Annotated in this window: 18 protein-coding genes and 1 tRNA gene; 10 read left to right on the top strand and 9 right to left on the bottom strand. The window is 71.6% G+C overall.

What is annotated here, in order from left to right; genetic code table 11:
- The first annotated feature begins 75 nt into the window (after positions 1-75).
- The 4 genes from ACWDVB_RS29860 to ACWDVB_RS29845 all read left to right on the top strand — a co-directional run bounded on the left by ACWDVB_RS29860 (position 76) and on the right by ACWDVB_RS29845 (position 3,475).
- Complete coding sequence (locus ACWDVB_RS29860; protein ID WP_451512956.1) at positions 76-651, top strand: TerD family protein; 576 nt, start codon at positions 76-78, stop codon at positions 649-651.
- 140 nt (positions 652-791) lie between these two features.
- A complete protein-coding gene (locus ACWDVB_RS29855) occupies positions 792-1,367 on the top strand; it encodes a TerD family protein (protein ID WP_451512955.1) in 576 nt (191 codons plus the stop codon).
- A gap of 64 nt (positions 1,368-1,431) precedes the next feature.
- Complete coding sequence (locus tag ACWDVB_RS29850) at positions 1,432-2,577, top strand: DUF475 domain-containing protein (protein ID WP_451512954.1); 1,146 nt, start codon at positions 1,432-1,434, stop codon at positions 2,575-2,577.
- A 157-nt stretch (positions 2,578-2,734) separates the two neighbouring features.
- The gene (locus ACWDVB_RS29845; RefSeq protein ID WP_451513214.1) at positions 2,735-3,475 is read left to right on the top strand and encodes a TerD family protein; all 741 of its coding nucleotides are present in this window, start codon (positions 2,735-2,737) and stop codon (positions 3,473-3,475) included.
- 49 nt (positions 3,476-3,524) lie between these two features.
- On the opposite strand, the gene ACWDVB_RS29840 is transcribed toward ACWDVB_RS29845, so the two are convergent.
- A complete protein-coding gene (locus ACWDVB_RS29840) occupies positions 3,525-4,409 on the bottom strand; it encodes a TerD family protein (protein WP_451512953.1) in 885 nt (294 codons plus the stop codon).
- Between the two features lie 247 nt (positions 4,410-4,656).
- Here ACWDVB_RS29840 and ACWDVB_RS29835 point away from each other — a divergent pair, with 247 nt between their 5' ends.
- From ACWDVB_RS29835 to ACWDVB_RS29820, 4 genes are read left to right on the top strand one after another with little or no spacing between them, the layout of a single operon-like run.
- A complete protein-coding gene (locus ACWDVB_RS29835; RefSeq protein WP_451512952.1) occupies positions 4,657-5,829 on the top strand; it encodes an HpcH/HpaI aldolase/citrate lyase family protein in 1,173 nt (390 codons plus the stop codon).
- Positions 5,830-5,843: 14 nt separating this feature from the next.
- Positions 5,844-8,414 (top strand): phosphoribosyltransferase, encoded by a 2,571-nt coding sequence (locus ACWDVB_RS29830; RefSeq protein ID WP_451512951.1) that lies wholly within the window; start codon positions 5,844-5,846, stop codon positions 8,412-8,414.
- Entirely contained in the window at positions 8,411-9,226 is an 816-nt protein-coding gene (locus tag ACWDVB_RS29825; RefSeq protein ID WP_451512950.1) for an HAD family hydrolase, read from the top strand. The genes ACWDVB_RS29830 and ACWDVB_RS29825 overlap by 4 nt, the downstream gene beginning before the upstream one ends.
- A gap of 9 nt (positions 9,227-9,235) precedes the next feature.
- On the top strand, positions 9,236-9,454 hold the full coding sequence (locus ACWDVB_RS29820) for an FmdB family zinc ribbon protein (protein WP_451512949.1): 219 nt from the start codon (positions 9,236-9,238) through the stop codon (positions 9,452-9,454).
- An 80-nt stretch (positions 9,455-9,534) separates the two neighbouring features.
- On the opposite strand, the gene ACWDVB_RS29815 is transcribed toward ACWDVB_RS29820, so the two are convergent.
- Together ACWDVB_RS29815 and ACWDVB_RS29810 are read right to left on the bottom strand one after the other, a co-directional pair.
- The gene (locus ACWDVB_RS29815) at positions 9,535-10,908 is read right to left on the bottom strand and encodes a hypothetical protein (protein ID WP_451512948.1); all 1,374 of its coding nucleotides are present in this window, start codon (positions 10,906-10,908) and stop codon (positions 9,535-9,537) included.
- A 305-nt stretch (positions 10,909-11,213) separates the two neighbouring features.
- On the bottom strand, positions 11,214-12,068 hold the full coding sequence (locus ACWDVB_RS29810) for a DUF4097 family beta strand repeat-containing protein (RefSeq protein WP_451512947.1): 855 nt from the start codon (positions 12,066-12,068) through the stop codon (positions 11,214-11,216).
- A gap of 186 nt (positions 12,069-12,254) precedes the next feature.
- Between ACWDVB_RS29810 and ACWDVB_RS29805 the strand changes: the two genes are divergently transcribed.
- Positions 12,255-12,326 (top strand) — tRNA-Val (locus tag ACWDVB_RS29805).
- 96 nt (positions 12,327-12,422) lie between these two features.
- Here ACWDVB_RS29805 and ACWDVB_RS29800 read toward each other — a convergent pair.
- Together ACWDVB_RS29800 and ACWDVB_RS29795 are read right to left on the bottom strand one after the other, a co-directional pair.
- Positions 12,423-12,728 (bottom strand): hypothetical protein, encoded by a 306-nt coding sequence (locus tag ACWDVB_RS29800; protein WP_451512946.1) that lies wholly within the window; start codon positions 12,726-12,728, stop codon positions 12,423-12,425.
- 85 nt (positions 12,729-12,813) lie between these two features.
- Positions 12,814-13,182 (bottom strand): hypothetical protein, encoded by a 369-nt coding sequence (locus tag ACWDVB_RS29795; protein WP_451513213.1) that lies wholly within the window; start codon positions 13,180-13,182, stop codon positions 12,814-12,816.
- 147 nt (positions 13,183-13,329) lie between these two features.
- On the opposite strand from ACWDVB_RS29795, the gene ACWDVB_RS29790 reads away from it, so the two are divergent.
- A complete protein-coding gene (locus ACWDVB_RS29790; RefSeq protein WP_451512945.1) occupies positions 13,330-13,551 on the top strand; it encodes a DUF2277 domain-containing protein in 222 nt (73 codons plus the stop codon).
- 7 nt (positions 13,552-13,558) lie between these two features.
- On the opposite strand, the gene ACWDVB_RS29785 is transcribed toward ACWDVB_RS29790, so the two are convergent.
- The 4 genes from ACWDVB_RS29785 to ACWDVB_RS29770 all read right to left on the bottom strand — a co-directional run bounded on the left by ACWDVB_RS29785 (position 13,559) and on the right by ACWDVB_RS29770 (position 18,978).
- Entirely contained in the window at positions 13,559-14,170 is a 612-nt protein-coding gene (locus tag ACWDVB_RS29785; RefSeq protein WP_451512944.1) for a DedA family protein, read from the bottom strand.
- Between the two features lie 291 nt (positions 14,171-14,461).
- Positions 14,462-14,914, bottom strand: a complete 453-nt coding sequence (locus ACWDVB_RS29780; protein ID WP_451512943.1) for a DoxX family protein — start codon at positions 14,912-14,914, stop codon at positions 14,462-14,464.
- 62 nt (positions 14,915-14,976) lie between these two features.
- The gene (locus ACWDVB_RS29775) at positions 14,977-16,926 is read right to left on the bottom strand and encodes an FAD/NAD(P)-binding protein (protein ID WP_451513212.1); all 1,950 of its coding nucleotides are present in this window, start codon (positions 16,924-16,926) and stop codon (positions 14,977-14,979) included.
- A 279-nt stretch (positions 16,927-17,205) separates the two neighbouring features.
- On the bottom strand, positions 17,206-18,978 hold the full coding sequence (locus tag ACWDVB_RS29770; protein WP_451512942.1) for an alkaline phosphatase D family protein: 1,773 nt from the start codon (positions 18,976-18,978) through the stop codon (positions 17,206-17,208).
- Positions 18,979-19,076: the final 98 nt, after the last annotated feature.

Raw genomic sequence — 19,076 nt, 5'->3', positions numbered from 1 at the left:
TAGGATCCATTCGTTGATCCGATGGCAACGCAACGCTTGGGGCTCCCCGCCCCTGGACACCAATTGGGAGGACTCGTGGGAGTCAGCCTCAGCAAGGGCGGCAACGTATCGCTGAGCAAGGAGGCGCCTGGCCTGACCGCGGTTCTGGTCGGTCTCGGCTGGGATGTCCGCACCACCACCGGTACGGACTTCGACCTCGACGCCAGCGCGATCCTGACGAACGCGGAGGGCAAGGTCAGCAGCGACCAGAACTTCGTGTTCTTCAACAACCTGAAGAGCCCCGACGGCTCCGTCGAGCACACCGGTGACAACACCACCGGTGAGGGCGAGGGCGACGACGAGGTGATCAAGGTCGACCTGGCGGCGGTGCCCGCCGACATCGAGAAGATCGTCTTCCCGGTCTCCATCTACGACGCGGAGACGCGCCAGCAGTCGTTCGGCCAGGTCCGCAACGCGTTCATCCGCGTCGTGAACCAGGCGGGCGGCGCGGAGATCGCGCGGTACGACCTCTCCGAGGACGCCTCGACGGAGACCGCCATGGTCTTCGGTGAGCTGTACCGCCACGGCGCCGAGTGGAAGTTCCGCGCGGTCGGCCAGGGCTACGCGTCGGGCCTGCGCGGTATCGCGCAGGACTTCGGCGTCAACGTCTGAGCCGAGCAGCCCCTCCGCCTTGTCGTCCGGCGCCGCACACGCACCAGGTGCGGCGCCGGACGTGCTCACCACCGCTGCTCACCACCGCGTGTCCCCGCCACCGTGGGGGCGCTCCCGTCACCTCGGGGAGGACCACGAACATGGGCGTCACACTCGCCAAGGGAGGCAATGTCTCCCTCTCCAAGGCCGCACCGAACCTCACCCAGATCCTTGTCGGCCTCGGCTGGGACGCGCGCTCGACCACCGGCGCCCCCTTCGACCTCGACGCCAGCGCGCTGCTCTGCGACGCGGGCAGGGTCCTCGGCGACGAGTGGTTCGTCTTCTACAACAACTTGAAGAGCCCTGACGGCTCCGTCGAGCACACGGGTGACAACACCACCGGTGAGGGCGACGGCGACGACGAGTCGCTCCTGGTGGACCTCTCCAAGGTGCCGGCCAACTGCGACAAGATTATTTTTCCGGTCTCGATTCATGACGCGGACAATCGAGGGCAGGCGTTCGGCCAGGTCAGCAACGCGTTCATCCGTGTGGTGAACCAGGCGGACGGGCAGGAGCTGGCACGCTACGACCTGAGTGAGGACGCCTCGACGGAGACCGCCATGATCTTCGGTGAGGTGTATCGGTACGGAGGCGAGTGGAAGTTCCGTGCCGTCGGGCAGGGGTACGCGTCGGGCCTGCGAGGTATCGCTCTAGACTTCGGGGTCAACGTTTCGTAAAGCCGGGGACCGGCGCGGGGGAGACCGCTAAACGGGAGCCCGTACACACACGATTGGGTAACCAGTGATTCTGAAAACCTTCGGCTGGTCGTTCGCGGTGACCGCGCTCGGCCTTGTCGCGGCGGTGCTCTACGGGGGGTGGACCGGGTTCGGCGTCGTCGCGATCCTGTCCATCCTCGAGATCTCGCTGTCCTTCGACAACGCGGTGGTCAACGCCGGAATCCTGAAGAAGATGAGTGCCTTCTGGCAGAAGATCTTCCTCACCATCGGTGTCCTGATCGCGGTCTTCGGCATGCGGCTGGTCTTCCCCGTCGTCATCGTGGCCATCAGTGCCAAGACCGGCCCCATCGAGGCGGTGCGGCTCGCGCTCAACGACAAGGACCGGTACCAGCAGCTGGTCACCGACGCCCATCCGTCGATCGCCGCCTTCGGTGGCATGTTCCTGTTGATGATCTTCCTCGACTTCATTTTCGAGGACCGTGACATCAAGTGGCTGGGCTGGCTGGAGCGCCCGCTCGCCAAGCTCGGCAAGGTCGACATGCTGTCGGTCTGCATCGCGCTCGTCGTACTCATGATCACCGCGATGACCTTCGCCACCCAGGCCCACCAGCACGGTGGCGTCCATGTGGACAAGGCGCAGACCGTCCTCATCTCAGGGATCGCCGGTCTCATCACCTATCTCGTGGTGGGCGGCCTCTCCGGCTACTTCGAGAACAAGCTGGAGGAAGAGGAGGAGCGCGAGCACGAGGCCGAGGAGGAGGCCAGGAAGAGCGGCAAGAAGGTGCCTGCCGTCGTGATGGCGGGCAAGGCCGCGTTCTTCATGTTCCTCTACCTGGAGGTCCTGGACGCGTCCTTCTCCTTCGACGGCGTCATCGGCGCCTTCGCGGTCACCAACGACATCGTGCTGATGGCGCTCGGCCTCGGCATCGGCGCCATGTACGTCCGGTCGCTCACGGTCTACCTGGTCCGTCAGGGCACCCTCGACGACTACGTCTACCTGGAGCACGGCGCGCACTACGCGATCGGCGCCCTCGCCGTGATCCTCCTCATCACCATCCAGTACGAGATCCACGAGGTCATCACCGGTTCCGTCGGTGTCATCCTGATCGGCTGGTCCTTCGTGTCGTCCGTACTGCGCAACAAGCGGCTCGCGGCGGCCGAGGGGCAGGGCAGCCCCGGTGAGAAGACCGAGGTCTCGTCCGGAGTCTGACGCTGACTGATTCCCTCGCCGAACTGTCCGATTCCGTACTCCGGAGTGTGACGGCGGCCAGGGTGAGGAACGCTCTGTGCGGGGCGGCCGTCGAGGAGATGTCCTCATGGCCGCCCCGTCGCTGTACGTACGTGGCACGAGGACACTTGGGGGCGGCATGTCCTTCTGGGACGGTCTGTGGCGAGGGCGTTCGATGGACTTCGAATCGGGCAGCGCCGCGACCAACTCCATCGAACTGACCAAACGGAACCCGACGGTCTCGCTCAGCAAACAGGGCGCGGCCACCGGCAATCTGCGCGTCAACCTCTCCTGGCAGATGCGTACGTCCGACATCATCGGCAAGCAGCGGCGCAGCGGCAGTCTGCTGCGGCATCCGCTCAAGATGTTCCAGCCCGACGTGGTGCAGGCGCACACCCAGGGCGTGGTCAACGTGGACCTCGACATCGGCTGCCTGTACGAGCTGATGGACGGCACCAAGGGCGTCGTGCAACCGCTGGGAAGCTTCTTCGGCAGCCTCAACGCGCCGCCGTACGTGAAGCTGAGCGGCGACGACCGGTTCGGCTCGCCCTCCGGCGAGACGATCTACGTCAACCTCGACCACCGCGAGTCCATCAAGCGGCTGCTGGTCTTCGCGTACATCTACGACCAGACGCCGGCCTTCGACCGCACGCACGCCAAGGTCACCCTCTACCCCAGCAACGGGCCGAGGATCGAGATCGACCTGGACGAGCGCCAGCCGCAGGCCCGCTCGTGCGCCGTGGTCTCCATCGAGAACGTCAAGAGCGAGCTGATGGTGCGCCGCGAGGTGAAGTTCGTTTACGGCTTCCAGGCCGAGCTCGACCGGCTCTACGGCTGGGGGCTCCAGTGGGGCCGGGGCTACAAGACCAAGGTGGGCTGACCCCGTGCCGCCCGCCGCGCCTGCCGCCCCCGCCGAGCCCGCCGTGCTCTCAGCGGGGCAGGAACTGCGGCCCCTGCGGAGGCAGCCGGAAGTTCGGGTCCGGCATCGGGGCCACCGGCTGCGGATAGCCGTACGAGGGCTGCGCGACCGGTGGCGGCCCGCCGATCGGCGCGGGCTGCGTGGGCGCCGCCGGAGGGTAGCCGTACGAGGGCTGCGGCGCCGGGTGCCGGGGCGGCTCGGTCGGATAGCCGTAGGCGGGCTGGGGGAGCGGCTGGGCCACGGAGGGCGGGGGCTGCGCCATGGACGGCTGCGGCTGGGGCGCGGGCGGCTGGGGCGGCAGCGGGAAGTCCGCCGAGGGCAGAGGCACGGAGGGCTCGGGCGCGCCGGAGTCCGTGTCGTCCACGGAGATCCCGAAGTCGGAGGCGAGCCCCTCCAGGCCGTTGGTGTACCCCTCGCCGAGCGCCCGGAACTTCCATCCCTCGCCGCGGCGGTAGAGCTCCCCGCAGATCAGCGCCGTCTCCTCACCGGTCTGCGGAGTGATGTCGAAGTACGCGAGCGGCTCACCGTCGGCGACCGCGGCGTCGTACAGGAGGATCCGCAGCGACGGTACGCGTTCAAAGGCGACGCCCTCCGCCGACGCGGTCAGGAGCACGCGGCTCACCGCGCCCTCCATCCCGGCCAGATCTGTCTGGATCGTGTCGGTCAGACCCTCGGCGACCCGCTTCTTGCCGAGCCGCCAGACCTTGCCGCCGGGGTGGCGCGGCTGGTTGTAGAAGACGAAGTCCTCGTCCGAGCGCACCCGGCCGTCGCCCCTGAGGAGCAGCGCCGACGCGTCGACGTCGGGGACGCCCTGTCCGGGGGTCCAGCGCAGCACGGCCCGGACCGCCGAGGCCTCCAGAGGGACGTTGGACCCCTTCAACATCGCGTGCGTCATGCGATCATCCTGCCTTCCCCCGCACGGGCGGGACAACGCGGGGGGCTCAAGGTCCCGACCGCGTCGGCAGGCGCCTGACCTGCGGGTGGTGCGAGCGTGCGACGGTTGTGTGGTGAGCGTGTGCGACATGGCCGGGTTACCTGAAGTTCATGCCCGGAGGGAACCCCCGGCACCCGTCTCTACGTACTATTACCGGCCACATCAGAACGGCCCATGTCGACGGAACAGGCGATAGCAGGGGAATCTCATGCGTCATTTCGGGCACATCGCCCCAGAGGTGCGACAGCGCCTCTTCCATCGGGAGCCGTGTGCCTTCACCGCGGACTCCCCGCCCCACCTGCTCGCGTCCGCCCTGGGGGCCACGCTCTACAGCCCGGCCACCCGCCCCCGCCTCGCCGACGACATCCTGAAGCAGGCAGGCCGCGGCGTGACGTCCATGGTGGTCTGCCTGGAGGATTCCATCGACGACGCCGAGGTGGCCGACGCCGAGGAGAACCTGATCCGGCACTTCGCCGACCTGGCGGGACGGGGCGTCGAACCCCCGCTGCTCTTCATCCGGGTCCGCGCCGCCGAGCAGATACCCGACCTGACGCGCAGGCTCGGGTCGAGCCTTCGGTTGTTGTCCGGATTCGTACTGCCCAAGTTCACCGAGGAGCGGGGAGTCCCGTTCCTGGAGGCGATCACGGTCGCCGAGGCGGCCGACGTGGCCGGCGGGCGGCGGCTCTTCGCCATGCCCGTCCTGGAGTCGCCCGAGCTGCTGCACCTGGAGAGCCGCGCCGAGACCCTCGCCGGGATCGCCCGCACCGTCGACAAGTACCGCGACCGGGTGCTCGCGCTGCGCCTGGGCGTCACCGACTTCTGCTCGGCGTACGGACTGCGCAGACCGCCGGACATGACCGCCTACGACGTGCACATCGTGGCCTCCGTCATCGCGGACGTGGTGAACGTGCTCGGCAGGGCCGACGGCACGGGATTCACCGTGACCGGGCCCGTGTGGGAGTACTTCCGCGTCCAGGAGCGCATGTTCAAGCCGCAGCTGCGCCGCAGCCCCTTCCTGGAGGGCCGGGCCGAGGAGCTGCGGCAGGCCCTCATCGAGCACGACATGGACGGCCTGCTCCGCGAGATCGAGCTCGACCGCGCCAACGGCCTGCTCGGCAAGACCTGCATCCACCCCTCGCACGTGCCGCCGGTGCACGCGCTCTCGGTCGTCAGCCACGAGGAGTTCAGTGACGCCGAGGACATCCTGCGCCCCGAGCGGGGCGGCGGCGGGGTGCTGCGCTCCTCGTACACGAACAAGATGAACGAGGTGAAGCCGCACCGCGCCTGGGCCGAGCGGACCCTCAGGCGCGCCGAGGTCTTCGGCGTCGCCAAGGAGGACGTCGGCTTCGTGGAACTGCTCACCGCCGGGTTGCCCGGCTGATGAACGTAAGGAACATGACGTACGTGACACAAGAAGCGGTGTGGTCGGGGAGCTGGGTCGCCGAGCGGCTCGGGGTCGGGCTCGACGGCGACGAGGCGCTGCCCGGCCTGCTGGGGCTCGCGCTGCGCCGCAACCCCAGGCGGGCACACCTCCTGGTGTCGAACGTACTCGGCAAGCATGTGCCGCAGCGCCCCTCGGTCGTGTACGCGGCCGGGCACGGCCTCGGCGTCCGGGTGCGGGAGCTGCTCGGCGACGACGAGGCCCGGCGCGCTGTCGTCCTCGGCTACGCGGAGACCGCGACCGGCCTCGGCCACGCGGTCGCCGACGGTGTGGCGTTCGCGCCCTACCTGCACTCCACGCGGCGCCCCGTCGAGGGTGTCGAGCGCGCGGGCGGCTTCGAGGAGTCCCACTCGCATGCCAGTTCCCACCTGGTGCTGCCCGAGGACCCCGGGCTCCTCGCCGGGGACGGCCCGCTGGTCCTCGTGGACGACGAGTTCTCCACCGGCAACACGGTCCTGAACACCATCCGCGCCCTGCATGAGCGCTTCCCGCGCGAGCGGTACGTGATCGTGGCCCTTGTCGACATGCGCTCACCGGACGACCGGGGCCGCCTTGCCGCCTTCGCCCGCGAGATCGGCGCCCGCGTCGACCTGATCGCGACGGCGTCCGGGACGGTGCGGCTGCCCGACGGCGTCCTGGAGAAGGGGCAGCGGCTGGTCGCCGAGTACGAGAAGGCTGCCGACGCCGTTCCGCGGCCCGGCGGGGAGCGCGGGCCGGTCACCCGCGTCGAGCTCGACTGGCCCGCCGGGGTGCCGGACGGCGGGCGGCACGGATTCACGCCCGCGCACCGCTCGCGCCTGCGCGACGCGCTGCCCGGCATGGCCGAGCGCATCGCGGAGGCCCTGCCGGACGGCGCGCGTCGCGTACTCGTCCTCGGCTTCGAGGAGCTGATGTACGCGCCGCTGGTCCTGGGCGTGGAGCTGGAGCGGCGGATCGGGGCGGGGGCGTCGGGTGGGGTCGAGGTGCGGTACTCCACTACGACGCGGTCGCCCGTGCTCGCCGTGGACGATCCCGGCTACGCGATACGCACCCGCCTCGTCTTCCCCGCGCACGACGCGCCCGCCGACGGGGCGGGGCCCCGGTTCGCGTACAACGTCGCGGGCGGTGGCTTCGACGCGGTCGTCGCGGTCGTGGACTCCGTGGCGGACACGCCCCAACTGCACGCCGAGAACGGGCTGTTGGCGCGGCTCTCGGCGCACGCCGGGCACGTCCTGCTGGCCGTCGTCCCCTCGTACGTCCCTTCGTGCGTCCCTTCGTGCGTCCCCGAAAGGTCCTCCATGCTGCCCGAGCCACTCCGTGGCCCCGCCTTCTCCTCGTACGCGCCCGAAGACGTCGGCTGGCTGCTCCAGGACCTCTCCGACGTGACGCTCGAGGCCCCCACGGAGGAGCGCGAGGAGGCGATACAGAGCGGTGGCGCGCACTACGCCGAGTCGCTGCCGGTCGAGTACCAGCCGAGCGAGCGCTACCAGGAGCTGTTCCGCGCCGCGCTCGACACCTCCGCCGCCCGCATCGCCCAGGCCGTCGGCACCGTCACCGATACCGTGCTCGCCGAGCGGGCGCCGCGTCCGGTCGTCCTCGTGTCGCTGGCCCGTGCCGGTACGCCCGTCGGTGTCCTGATGCGGCGCTGGGCCGCGCACCGGCACGGCCTCGACCTGCCGCACTACGCCGTGTCGATCGTGCGCGGGCGCGGCATCGACGCCAACGCGCTGCGCTGGCTGGCCGCCCACCACGACCCCGCCGACGTGGTCTTCGTCGACGGCTGGACCGGCAAGGGTGCGATCACCCGTGAACTCGCCGACGCGGTAAGGGAGTTCGAGGAGGGCGGCGGTCCGGTGGGCTTCAGCCCGGAGATCGCGGTGCTGGCGGACCCCGGCTCGTGCGTACGCACCTACGGCACCCGCGAGGACTTCCTCATCCCCTCCGCCTGCCTCAACTCCACGGTGTCCGGACTGATTTCGCGCACCGTGCTGCGCAAGGACCTCGTCGGCCCGGACGACTTCCACGGCGCCAAGTTCTACCGCGAGCTGGCGGACGCCGATGTGTCCGGCCACTTCGTCGACGCGGTCGCGGCCCGCTTCGACGAGGTCGCCGACGTGGTGGACGCACAGGTCAAGGAGGCGCTCTCCGCCGACCGGGCGCCGACCTGGGAGGGCTGGGCCGCCGTCGAGCGGATCAGCGAGGAGTACGGCATCCACGATGTGAACCTCGTCAAGCCGGGCGTCGGCGAGACGACCCGGGTGCTGCTGCGCCGCGTCCCCTGGAAGATCCTGGCCCGCGCGGGGGCGGGGGCGGACCTCGACCACGTACGGCTGCTCGCCGAGCAGAGGGGTGTCCCCGTCGAGGAGGTCGGCGAACTCCCGTACACCTGTGTCGGGTTGATCCACCCGAAGTACACGCGGGGCGCGACGGGCGCGGACGGCAAGGCGGTCGCCGCGGGTGGCGAGACGGTGGCTGCGGGTGGCGAGGCGGTGGCTGCGGGCGGCGAGACGGCCGCCGCGGACGGCGAGGCGGTGGCTTCCCAGTGACCAAGCTCGTCGCCAGCGACCTCGATCGCACGCTCATCTACTCCGCCGCCGCCCTCGGCCTGACCATGCCCGACGCCGAGGCGCCGCGCCTGCTCTGCGTCGAGGTGTACGAGGGCAAGCCCCTGTCGTACGTCACCGAGACCGCCGCCGGGCTCCTCGACGAGCTGGGCCGCAGCACGGTCTTCGTACCGACCACGACGCGGACGCGCGAGCAGTACGGGCGCATCCATCTCCCGGGCCCGGCGCCGCGGTTCGCGATCTGCGCCAACGGCGGGCACCTCCTCGTCGACGGCGTCTCCGACCCCGACTGGCGGGCACGGGTCGCGCGCCGCCTCGCCGACGAGTGCGCCTCGCTCGACGAGGTCCGCGCGCATCTCGTGCGCACCGCCGGTCCGGCCTGGCTGCTCAAGGAGCGCGTCGCCGAGGACCTCTTCGCGTACCTGGTCGTCGAGCGTTCGCTGCTGCCCGACGGCTGGGTCAAGGAGCTGGGGGAGTGGGCCCAGGGCCGCGGCTGGACGGTGTCGTTGCAGGGCCGCAAGATCTACGCGGTGCCGAAGCCGCTCACCAAGAGCGCGGCGGTACGGGAGGTCGCGCGGCGGATCGGCGCGGAGGAGATCCTCACCGCGGGGGATTCCCTGCTCGACGCGGACCTGCTGCTCGCCGGGGACCGCGCCTGGCGCCCCGGCCACGGCGAGCTGGCCGACACGGGCTTCGTGGCGCCGGGGCTCACGGTGCTCGCGCAGCGGGGTATCGCGGCGGGGGAGGAGATTCTGCGGGCCTTCCTCGGGGCGGGTGCCTCGGGGCCCGGCTAGCCTGTTCGTATGCCTCGATACGAATTTCGCTGCCGGTCCTGTGGTGACACGTTTGAACTGAGCCGGCCCATGGCCGAGTCCGCCGATCCCGCGGTGTGCCCTGTGGGGCATGAGGACACGGTGAAGTTGTTGTCGACGGTGGCTGTTGGGGGGTCGTCGTCGGCGGCGGCGCCTCGCGGTGGCGGTGGTGGTGGCGGTGGTTGCTGTGGTGGGGGTTGTTGCGGCTGAGTTCGCCGTGAGGGGTGCGGTGGTCGGGCCGGGGACAGTCGTCCGGGCAGGCGGGGGGACCTCAGTACCTCAGGAGTACCTCAGGTCCCATGCCCCCGCTCCTCCCGGATCTGCGCGACCACGCGCGCCACTGTGGAGCGGACCGACTCGGTCTCGGTCAGGAAGTGCCAGTAGTCGGGGTGGCGGCCCTCCAGGGAAGCCACCGCGCGGTCCAGACGGGCCACCGAGTCGTCCAGCGGGCGGGCGTGGCGCGGCTCGGGGGTCTGGCGGCCCGACATCGCGAGGCGCTGCGCGTCGCGGATCGCGAAGCGGGTGCGCTCGATCTCCCGCTGGGGGTCCTTCGCCACGGCGTTGAGCCGCTGGAGGCGGTCGCCGGCGGCGGAGACCGCCTCGTCCGTGGAGTTCAGCAGGGCCCGGACCGTGGAGAGCAGTGCCGTGGCGTCCGGCCAGCGCTGCTCGTCGCGGGCCTGACGGGCCTCCTTGAGCCTGGTCTCCGCCTGCCGCACGCTCTCCGCGGCCTGGTCCGGCACGCGCTGCAGGTCCTGCCAGCAGGCGAGGGTGAACCGGCGCCGCAGCTCGCTGAGGATCGGCTCGACCTGACCGCTGCGGGTGGTCAGGGCCTGCGCGCGGGTACGCAGCGACACGAGCCGCCGGTCGATCTCGGCGGCGCGCTCGGGCAGCCGCTCGGCCTCGGCGCGCACGGCCTCGGCGTCGCGCAGTACGCGGTCGGCGCGCTGCAGGGTCTCCGGCACGCCGTGCCGGCCCGCGCCCTGGTTGAGCTTGGTCAGCTCGGGGCCGAGGGCGGCGAGGCGGGCGGCGAGGTCGTCGGCCTTCAGCCCGGCCGCTCGGACGGCATCGAGGGCGTTGCTCGCGGCCAGCAGCGTCTGGCGGGCCCGCTCCACCGCCGGGGCGAGCCGGGCGAGCTGTGTCTCCGCCTTGTCGAGCAGCGGGCCGAGCCCCTGCTGGAAGCGCTCCAGGTCGGCCTTGGCCCTGCCCAGCTCGTCCTTGGCCGCCGTCAGCTCGGTCCTGGCACGGGCCGCGACCGACGCCTCCAGGTCGTCCCGGTCGAGGTCGTGGGCGTCCACCGCGCTGATGTACTGGTGACTGACCTCGTCGATGCGCCGCCCCATCGCCTCGAAGTCGGAGACGGCGCGCTGGGCGGCCGGTGAGGAGTCCACGGCGACGATCGTCTCGATGGAGATCCGCAGGTCGCGCTGCGAGGTGTCCAGTTCGTAGAAGGCGGCGGCAGCGGCGTCCTTCGCGGCCTGCGCCTCGGCGCGCACGCTCTCGCCACGGCCGCCGAACCACCGGCGCGTGCCCCCGCCCGCGAACGCGGCGGGAGCGGTGGCGGCGAGCAGCGGCAGGGGGAGGAGGACGAGGGTGAGGACATCACGCAGGGCCGCGCCGGCCGCGCCGCGACGACCAGGGATACCGCCAGGACCACCGCGCCCCATACGGCTGAGACCACTGAGACCACTGAGACCGCGCCTGACGCCACTGAGACCGCGCCTGACGCCGCTGAGACCGCGCCTGACGCCGCTGAGACCGCGCAGCCCGGGCCGCGCGCTCCCGTGGGACGGCCGGGCGGAGGCGTGCGGCGCGCCCACTGCGCCTGGCGCTGCCGTCGTGGTCTCGGCCCCCGCTCCGTCCGGTGTGTACGGCCGCCAAGGTGTCGCCGTCACTGTCCCTCTCCCGTGCTGTCATCCGCCCTGCCCGGTGTCACATTCTCCCACCGGTTAAGGACGAACACACGGGTCGGTTAGTTCGCGCTGCGCACGGTGACTTCGCCGTCTTCGCTGCGGGCGGACAGGTGGTGGGGGCTGTTGCCGTCGCGCGGCACCGAAATGTCGGTGGCGCCGTCGCCGGACTCGACCTCCACTTGGTACGAGGCGGCCTCCCCGCCCTCCTTGCCGGGCACCGCGATGTCGAGGGACCCGTCCTGCGTACGGGCGTCGACGCGGTCGGGCACGGCGGCCAGTGCGAGCCGCACGGCACCGTCCCGGGAACCGACGGTGACGCGCCGCGAGGTGATGCCCTGCGCGGTGACCGAGCCGTCCTCGCTCTGTACGTCGAGCGGCCCGGCGGAGTCCTCGACCGTGACGGAGCCGTCTTCGCTGCGCAGTTCGAGCGGCCCGCGGGAGTCCTTGACGGAGACGGAGCCGTCCTCCGTGTGCACCTTCAGGGTGTCCCGGAAACCGCGGGCGGTGACTTCCCCGTCCCCGTTCTCGACGGTGACGGCGACGCCGCGGGGAACCTCGACGCGGTGCTTGGCCGAACAGTCGGTGATGACTCCGGAGCAGTTCATGCGGAGTGTCAGCCGGTTCCCGTCCATCGTCCACGTCACCTCGGGGTCGCCGCCGAGGGCCGTCCGCGCGTCGAACCACCGGGTCACCCGCACGCCTTCGGCGCCTTTGCCCGCCGGCACCAGTTCGACCGCGGAGTCGTCGGAGTCGACGGTGAGCGTCTTCCCGGCCAGGGCGAATGTCCGGTGCTCCGGGTCGGCGTCGTCCGAGGCGTCTGCTCCGCACCCTCCGACGAGCGTGACGACGGCCACCGTCGCGATGGTGGCGGCGAGTGCGCGCGGTGCGCGCGGGCGACGGGCGCGGACAGGCATGACGGTTCCCCCTGGAATGATCTTGGGCTTCTCTTCCCGACTGTAGAGGCAGGACGGCGTCGGGAGGATGCGGCCCTCTACCGGGTCCAGGGTGGGGTTAACCCCCGTCCGCCGACCTTGTGCGGGCGAGGCCGCCACGGGATTGCGAGGCACCGCCTGCGGCAAGGTAGGCTGTCCACTCGTTCCGGGTGCGTAGCTCAGGGGTAGAGCGCCTCCCTTACAAGGAGGATGTCGGCGGTTCGAAACCGTCCGCGCCCACCGGGTCCCAACAGCAGCGGAGCCCCTTACCGAACTCGGTAAGGGGCTCCGCTGCGATCGTTCGGGAGGAATCCGGGAGGTCGTCTCAGCGGCCCGTCAGCGGCCCGACCCCGGATGCGTCCTGCGGTACCTCCGGTCCCAGCGCTCCTGGCGTTCCTTGCGGAGACGGTAGTCGCGGTAGGTCTTGGGGTAGCCGCCGCCGCCTCCGCCTCCGGAGCTGCCTCCGCCGCTCGTGCTGCCGCCTCCGGTGGTGCCGCCCGAGCCGTTCTTCGTGGCCGAGTCGCCGCCCTCGTAGAACCTCACCAGGTAGAAGGCGAGGGCCGCCGCGGCCAGCCAGAGCAGGGGCTGGTCGAAGCCGAGGCCGATGAGGGCCAGGATCGCTACGACGATCAGTACGTTCATTGCGTGCACCTCCGCGACCCACAAGGGCCGACAAGGGCCGACAGGGGGCTGGTAGGGGCGAGTCAACGCCCGCCCACCCTGGCTGTCAATGGCTTGGTGAGGGCGGATCGTCCGGTGTCTCGTGGGCGCGCTTGAGGCCGGACCTCGCGGTCACCACGTCGGGGCCCGAGAGCTGTTCCCAGTAGCGGTGGCAGGTCACGAAGACCGCCAACTCCCGTTCGCGCGCGCGGAGTTTCTCGACCTCGGCCTGTTCTTCCGGGGTCCAGCCGGGGGAGGCGGGGCGTTCCGTGCTGCGCCAGCCGCCGGTGTCGCTGAAGCCGTCGAGGGGTTCGACCGACCACGGGAGGCGCTTGAGCAGGGCCAGCAGCTCGGAGCGGACCTGGTGCAGTTCCTCCTGGCCGGCGAGGAGGTCGCTCGGGAAGTCGTGGGGAGAGGTTGGAGGCACACGGGTAATGGTACTCCTGTTCGAATTACGTGTGCGAGCGATGGGGCGAATGACGGTGCGGACGACATGAGGGGGGCGGGGGCGAGGGCGGTGAGCGGCTTGGTGGGAGCTTCGGCCCCGGCGCCACGCCCGCCCCCGCGGTGGCAAGCTGAAGGCATGTGCCGAAGCATCAAGACGCTGCGTCCGCCCGCCATTCCCGATGACGCCACCGAGGAGGAGATCCGGGCCGCCGCGCTTCAGTACGTGCGCAAGGTGTCCGGGTTCCGCGCTCCGGCCGCGCACAACCGTGAGGTCTTCGACCGGGCCGTCGACGCCGTGGCCGAGGCCACCGCCGAGCTGCTCGGCGGGCTTGAGGTGCGCGGGGCCCGCGCGTCGTGAGCCAGGGTCAGCCGGTCGCCCTGGGGTGCCGCACCAGGAACGCCGCCGCCCCGCCCGCCGCGAACAGCGCGAGCACTGAGACGCCCGTCGCCAGCCAGGTCGCGCCGAGCCACTGGCCGCCGAAGTAGCCGAGCGCGACGCTGTAACCGGCCCAGGCCAGGCCCGCCAGCACCGACCACGGCAGGAACTCGCGCAGCCTGCGATGGGCCGCTCCCGCGCCGAGCGAGACGATCGAGCGGCCCGCCGGGGCGAAGCGCGCGATGACGACGAGGACGCCGCCGCCCCGGGAGAGCGCCGCGCCCAGCCGTTCCTGGGCGGTGGTCAGCCGCCGGGAGCGGGCGATGGCGCGGTCGAGGCGGTCGCCGCCGCGCCAGGCCAGGCGGAAGGCGGCCATGTCGCCGAGCACGGAGGCGGTGGCGGCGCTGAGCGTCAGCAGCAGGATGTCCGGGACGTTGTGCGGAACGCGGCCGGTCCCCGCCGCGGCTGCCGCGGTGGCCGACATGATGACGAGGACGCCGCTCGGCAGGACGGGGACGAAGACGTCGAACAGGACGGACAGGGCCACGACCGCGTAGATCCATGGGCTGCCGGTCAGCGCCCCCACACTCTCAACAAGCACCGCGACTCCCCCTGATTCCCCGATCGGCAGCGCGTTGCCGCTGTGTCGCGGGGAACGGCAGGGGCGGCCTGATGACAGCTGTACAGCGTACGCCGCACAATGCGCCCTAGATCCACAGGGGCCTCATATGTCCGCCACCGCCACGTCACGTGAAGGCGGCAAGCAACGGCGCCCCCTTTCTCGTACGTACGAGTCTCGTACGTACGAGATACGTGCGAGACATATCAGATACGTAGGGGAAAGGGGGCGCCGTCGAGCGTGGAGCCGCGCGTGGAACCGAGCGTGGAGCCGTCAGGCCGCGACCGGCGTGCGCTCCGAAGCCTTGTCGTCCTCGCTCCCGCCGCGCGAGGCGAAGAGCCGGTCCAGGCCGAGCGCGCCCGAGCCGGTGAAGACGAAGAGCAGCATCGCCCAGCAGAAGATCGCCGACGCCTCGCCGCCGTTCTCCATGGGCCACAGCGCCTCCGGCTGGTGGACCTTGAAGTAGGCGTAGGCCATCGAGCCGGACGAGATGAACGCCGCGGCGCGGGTGCCGAGGCCCAGGAGGACGAGGCCGCCGCCGACGAGCTGGATCACGGCCGCGTACCAGCCGGGCCAGGTGCCGGCGTCGATGGTGCTGCCGTCGCCGCCCGCGCCGCCGAGGACGCCGAAGAGGGAGGCGGCGCCGTGGCAGGCGAAGAGCAGGCCGATCACTATGCGGAACAGGCCTATGGCGTAGGGCTGGGCGCTGTTGAGACGTCCAGTCATGGTGGGGGACTCCTTCGGTTGGGGACGGAACCGAGCGGAGGCCCAAGATTAGGGCAACCTAATTATGCTTGCAAGTTCAACATTTGGTCGGTCGCGGATTCCGCTTCCGGCGTCGGCGGCGCGTTCTCGCTCCCGGTCGCCGTGCGCAGGGCGGCCCGCGCCACCGCGTCCGCGTCCGACAGCGTGACCGAGTCGACGCCGGGCCGGGCACCGGCGGCCGTCACCCAGTGCACTCCCTCCGTGGGCACGCCGAACGCGAACCGCCGTGCGTGGGCCCGCCCTTGACGGTCGATCAGATGGTACGGGCGCGGTGTCACGTCCAGGCCCCCGGTTTCGTAACCGCCGACCACATGGGGGCGGCACCGGCCGGCTTCGAGGAGCCGGCCGAGCAGGTCGTCGGCGGTGCGGCGCAGGTCCGGCTCGGGCAGCCGGGCCTCGATGAGTGTGGTGACGCGCACATCGGAGCCCGGCACGTCCGGGGAGTGCGCGAGGAACGCCCCGCCGTCGGGCCGCACCGTCAGACGCGGGCCGAGCACGTCCAGGACGCCCGCCTCGATCAGCGCCGCCATCTCCTCGATGCGGCGGCGCGGCGGGCCGATCGAGAGGAACGCGTTGAGGGGCGTGTACCAGCGGTCGAGGTGGTCGCGGCGCGAGGCGCCGGGGAGACCGCCGTGGTCGACGGTCCTGCGGAGCTCGTTGCGCAGGTCGCGCAGCACATCGAGCGCGGCCTTCAGGGGGCCCGTGACATTGCCGAGCGCGGCCTGCGCGGCGTCCTCGCGCAGATGGCCGAGGAGCCAGGCGCGGTGCTCGTGCGGGGAGGTGAAGGGGCGGGCGGGGTGCGGCCGGGAGAGCCGGTCCCAGGACCAGCGGTCGGCCTCTGGCACCTGGAACTCGGTGAGCAGCAGGGACTCTTGAGGGCTGTGGTGGGGCGTGGCGAGAAACCGTTCCCGGAAGTCTTCAAACCGTTCCCGGAAGTCTTCGGAGTCTTCAGGGTTGCCGTGGTTGCCGTGGCCGCCTCGCGCGGCGAGCAGCGCCGCGTAGTAGACCGTCTCCACCTCCTTCGCGACCAGGGGCCATATCTCGTCAAGGAAGTCGGGGGCGTCACCGTTGTCGGCGCGCTTGCGGAAGCGGGATATGACGTCGTCGGTGAGGACGGCGGGCTCGTGCCGTCCGTAGGGACCCTTCGCGTTGTCCCCGCGCGCCTGGTACGGGACGCCGCGCCGCGACCCCGCGTACAGCCGCGGCTCATGCCCCGAGGGCTCGTAGCGCAGGGTGCCGTCCGCACTCCGTACGTACCGGCCGCCGCGGCCGGCGCTCAACAGGGCCATGTGGTCGAAGAAGTTGAGCCCGAGGCCGCGCAGCAGTACGGGCTCGCCGGGGGCGATCGCCGCCAGGTCCGTGTCCAGGTCGGCGGGGTTGGCGGGCGGGAGGTGGCGCAGGCCGTGCAGCTTGGCGTGCTCGGTCAGGCGTTGCCCGTCGCGATCGGGGCGGGTCGGCAGATGCCCTTGCGCGAGGACGACGGCGGAAAGCCCGGCCAGTTCAAGGCCGTTGTCCAGTACGAGGGTCTGGAGCCCGTCCGCTGTCTCGTCGAGCCGCAGAGCGCGCGCCGCGTGGACCCGGACGCGGACGGAGTCCGGCGCGGCGCGCACCACCTCGGCGAAGACCCACTCCAGATAGCGGCCGTAGCAGGCGCGGGTCGGGTAGTCGTCGGGACCGAGCCCCGGCACGCGTCCGGCGGCCGCCCATTCGTACAGGCTCGGACCCGGCCGTATCGGGCCGGAGCAGTCGACGCTCTCGTCGGTGAAGAGGGTCACCTGCGAGGCGACGGTGTTCATCAGGAGCTCGCCCGGCTGCGCCGTCCGCCAGACGCGCCCGGCGCCCGGCGGCGCGGGATCGACGACATGCACCGACAGCCGCGTCCCCGCGGCGAGGAGTTCGGCCGCCGACGCGCAGAGCCGTTCGAGCACGCTGGTCCCGCGGGGGCCCGCGCCGACCAGGGCGAGGGCGGTCACGTCCGGTGCGGTCGCGTCCGGTGCTGTCGCGTCCGGCTGGGCCCCGTCCGGCTCGTCCGCGACCGGTGCGGGCGAGCGAGGCTCGGGCGGTCGAGGCTCGGGCGGGCGCGGCGCTGGCAGAGATGCGGACAAAAGCAAGACTCCCGGGGCATAGGGAACGCTCGGCGAACGCTGGAAGCGGACGGTCCGCCTCATCATGCCGCCGGAACCCCGGATGCCGAACCCTGGGTGGAGGATCCGGATGTGGGTGTGGGGTGTGTCACATGCGGGCTGACTCGCCTACGACAGGCGCCGCTCCTCCGCCGTCTCCAGGCGTACGTCCGCACCGCGTGCCGCCCGCGCCTGGTCCAGGCGGAGTCGGGCCGAGCGGCCGCGCAGCGTCAGGGTCATGAGCTGGTTGCCGAACCAGGGGCCGCCCGTGCGGCGCCAGTCGATGCCCGCCTGGGTCACCCCGCCGTGCCGTGCGAAACGGCGGCCGAGTGCGCGGCCCACGCGGCTCCAGCCGAAGCGGAAGCCGAGCTTGATCGACGCGGGGATGGAGTTGTGGACGGGGGAGCAGGTCAGCTGGAGGACGCGGGCGTCGGGACCGGTGCCCTTGGGCCAGGTCGGCTCGGCGACGTACGCGTGGTGGACGTCGCCGGAGAGCACGCACACCGTCGCGGGGGCCTGCGCGCCCGTACCCGCCTCCATGATCAGGTCGGTGAGCGCCTCGAAGGACGTCGGGAAGGCCGACCAGTGCTCCAGGTCCGAGCGCCTGCGGAGGTTCTCGCCGAAGCGGGCCCAGCGGGCACCCCGCTCGCCGCGGCACAGCGCGGCGTTCCACCCCTCGGCGTCATGGACGAGGTGCGGCAGCAGCCAGGGGAGCGAGGTGCCGATGAGCAGGTGGTCGAAGGTCCCCGCGCCGTCGATCGCCTGCTCGCGCAGCCACCGCGCCTCCTGGGGGTCGAGCATGGCGCGTTCGCCCTCCGTCAGGACGCGGGCCGCGCGGGTGTCGACCATCAACAGACGTACGCGCCCGAAGTCGCGCCGATAGCTCCAGCGCGCCGAGGTGGCGTCGGAGTCGGCCTTGGCGGCGAAGGCGCGCAGCGCGTCCGTGCCGTCGGGGGTGGCGCGCACGGAGGCGTAGACGGGGTCGGTCTCCAGCTCCTCGGGCCGCAGATTGCCGAGGTGCTGATGGACCCAGTACGACATCAGACCGCTCAGAACGCGCTCACGCCACCAGGGCGTGACCCGCATCTCGGCGAGCCAGGCCGCGCTGGTGTTCCAATCATCAACGATGTCGTGGTCGTCGAAGATCATGCAACTGGGCACGGTCGACAGCAGCCAGCGGACCTCCGGGTCGAGCCAGGACTCGTAATAGAGGTGCGTGTACTCCTCGTAATCCGCGACCTGCACGCCCGGAGGGTCGGCGAGATCACGGCGGGCGGCGAGCCAGCGCCGGGTCGCCTTGGAGGTCTGGTCCGCGTACACCTGATCGCCCAGGAGCAGCAGGACGTCCGGACGCGCGGCGGCCGGGTCCTCGGCGATGCGGGCGGCGAGCGTGTCCAGGGCGTCGGGCCCCACGGGGTCGTCCTCGTCGGACGGCGGCGCGGCCCAGCGGCACGAGCCGAAGGTGACGCGCAGCTCGTCGGCGCCGTCCTCGGCGGGGGTGCGGATGGTGCTGGCGGGGAAGCGGGAGTCGGGAAGGGGCCAGACTACCTCGCCCGCACCGTCCCCGACGGCCCCGGCGCCCGTCTTCCGGCCCTCGGCACCCGTCTTCCGGCCCTCGGCACCCGTCTTCCGGCCCTCGGCACCCGTCCTCCGGCCCTCGGCACCCTCGGCGCCCGTCGCGCCGCCGAGCCGCACCTCGTACGCCGTCTCCGTGCCCGGGGTCAGCCCCCTGACCGGGATCAGGGCGTAGTGGTGCCCGGCGACCTGGAAGGTGCGCGCCGAGCCGCGCGCGCCGTCCGCGCACCGCACCTCGGCCGTGCAGGGCCGGTCGGTCTCGACCCAGACGGTCGCCGTGGCGCCGTCGACGTACCTCAGCAGTGGACCAAGGCGCAGCCGTGCCACAGGTGATCACCCTCCTCCGTCGCCCCGTACGGTACGGAACGACGGAGGCGGGCGGAGTGGTTCCGGCGAGGCCGGCCTGTCCGGCCTGTCCGACCTCC

The organism is Streptomyces sp. NPDC003379 (genome assembly GCF_053589195.1).
The sequence above is the reverse complement of the archived record's forward strand: the minus strand, read 5'-3'. Positions and strand labels throughout refer to the sequence as shown.

Excerpts from the sequence above, each read along its gene's own strand:
- ACWDVB_RS29845 (WP_451513214.1), top strand. The coding sequence starts at position 2,735 with ATGTCCTTCTGGGACGGTCTGTGGCGAGGGCGTTCGATGGACTTCGAA.
- ACWDVB_RS29855 (WP_451512955.1), top strand. The coding sequence starts at position 792 with ATGGGCGTCACACTCGCCAAGGGAGGCAATGTCTCCCTCTCCAAGGCC.
- ACWDVB_RS29815 (WP_451512948.1), bottom strand. The coding sequence starts at position 10,908 with ATGGGGCGCGGTGGTCCTGGCGGTATCCCTGGTCGTCGCGGCGCGGCC.
- ACWDVB_RS29840 (WP_451512953.1), bottom strand. The coding sequence starts at position 4,409 with ATGACGCACGCGATGTTGAAGGGGTCCAACGTCCCTCTGGAGGCCTCG.
- ACWDVB_RS29790 (WP_451512945.1), top strand. The coding sequence starts at position 13,330 with ATGTGCCGAAGCATCAAGACGCTGCGTCCGCCCGCCATTCCCGATGAC.
- ACWDVB_RS29800 (WP_451512946.1), bottom strand. The coding sequence starts at position 12,728 with ATGAACGTACTGATCGTCGTAGCGATCCTGGCCCTCATCGGCCTCGGC.
- ACWDVB_RS29830 (WP_451512951.1), top strand. The coding sequence starts at position 5,844 with ATGACGTACGTGACACAAGAAGCGGTGTGGTCGGGGAGCTGGGTCGCC.
- ACWDVB_RS29780 (WP_451512943.1), bottom strand. The coding sequence starts at position 14,914 with ATGACTGGACGTCTCAACAGCGCCCAGCCCTACGCCATAGGCCTGTTC.
- ACWDVB_RS29835 (WP_451512952.1), top strand. The coding sequence starts at position 4,657 with ATGCGTCATTTCGGGCACATCGCCCCAGAGGTGCGACAGCGCCTCTTC.
- ACWDVB_RS29820 (WP_451512949.1), top strand. The coding sequence starts at position 9,236 with ATGCCTCGATACGAATTTCGCTGCCGGTCCTGTGGTGACACGTTTGAA.
- ACWDVB_RS29810 (WP_451512947.1), bottom strand. The coding sequence starts at position 12,068 with ATGCCTGTCCGCGCCCGTCGCCCGCGCGCACCGCGCGCACTCGCCGCC.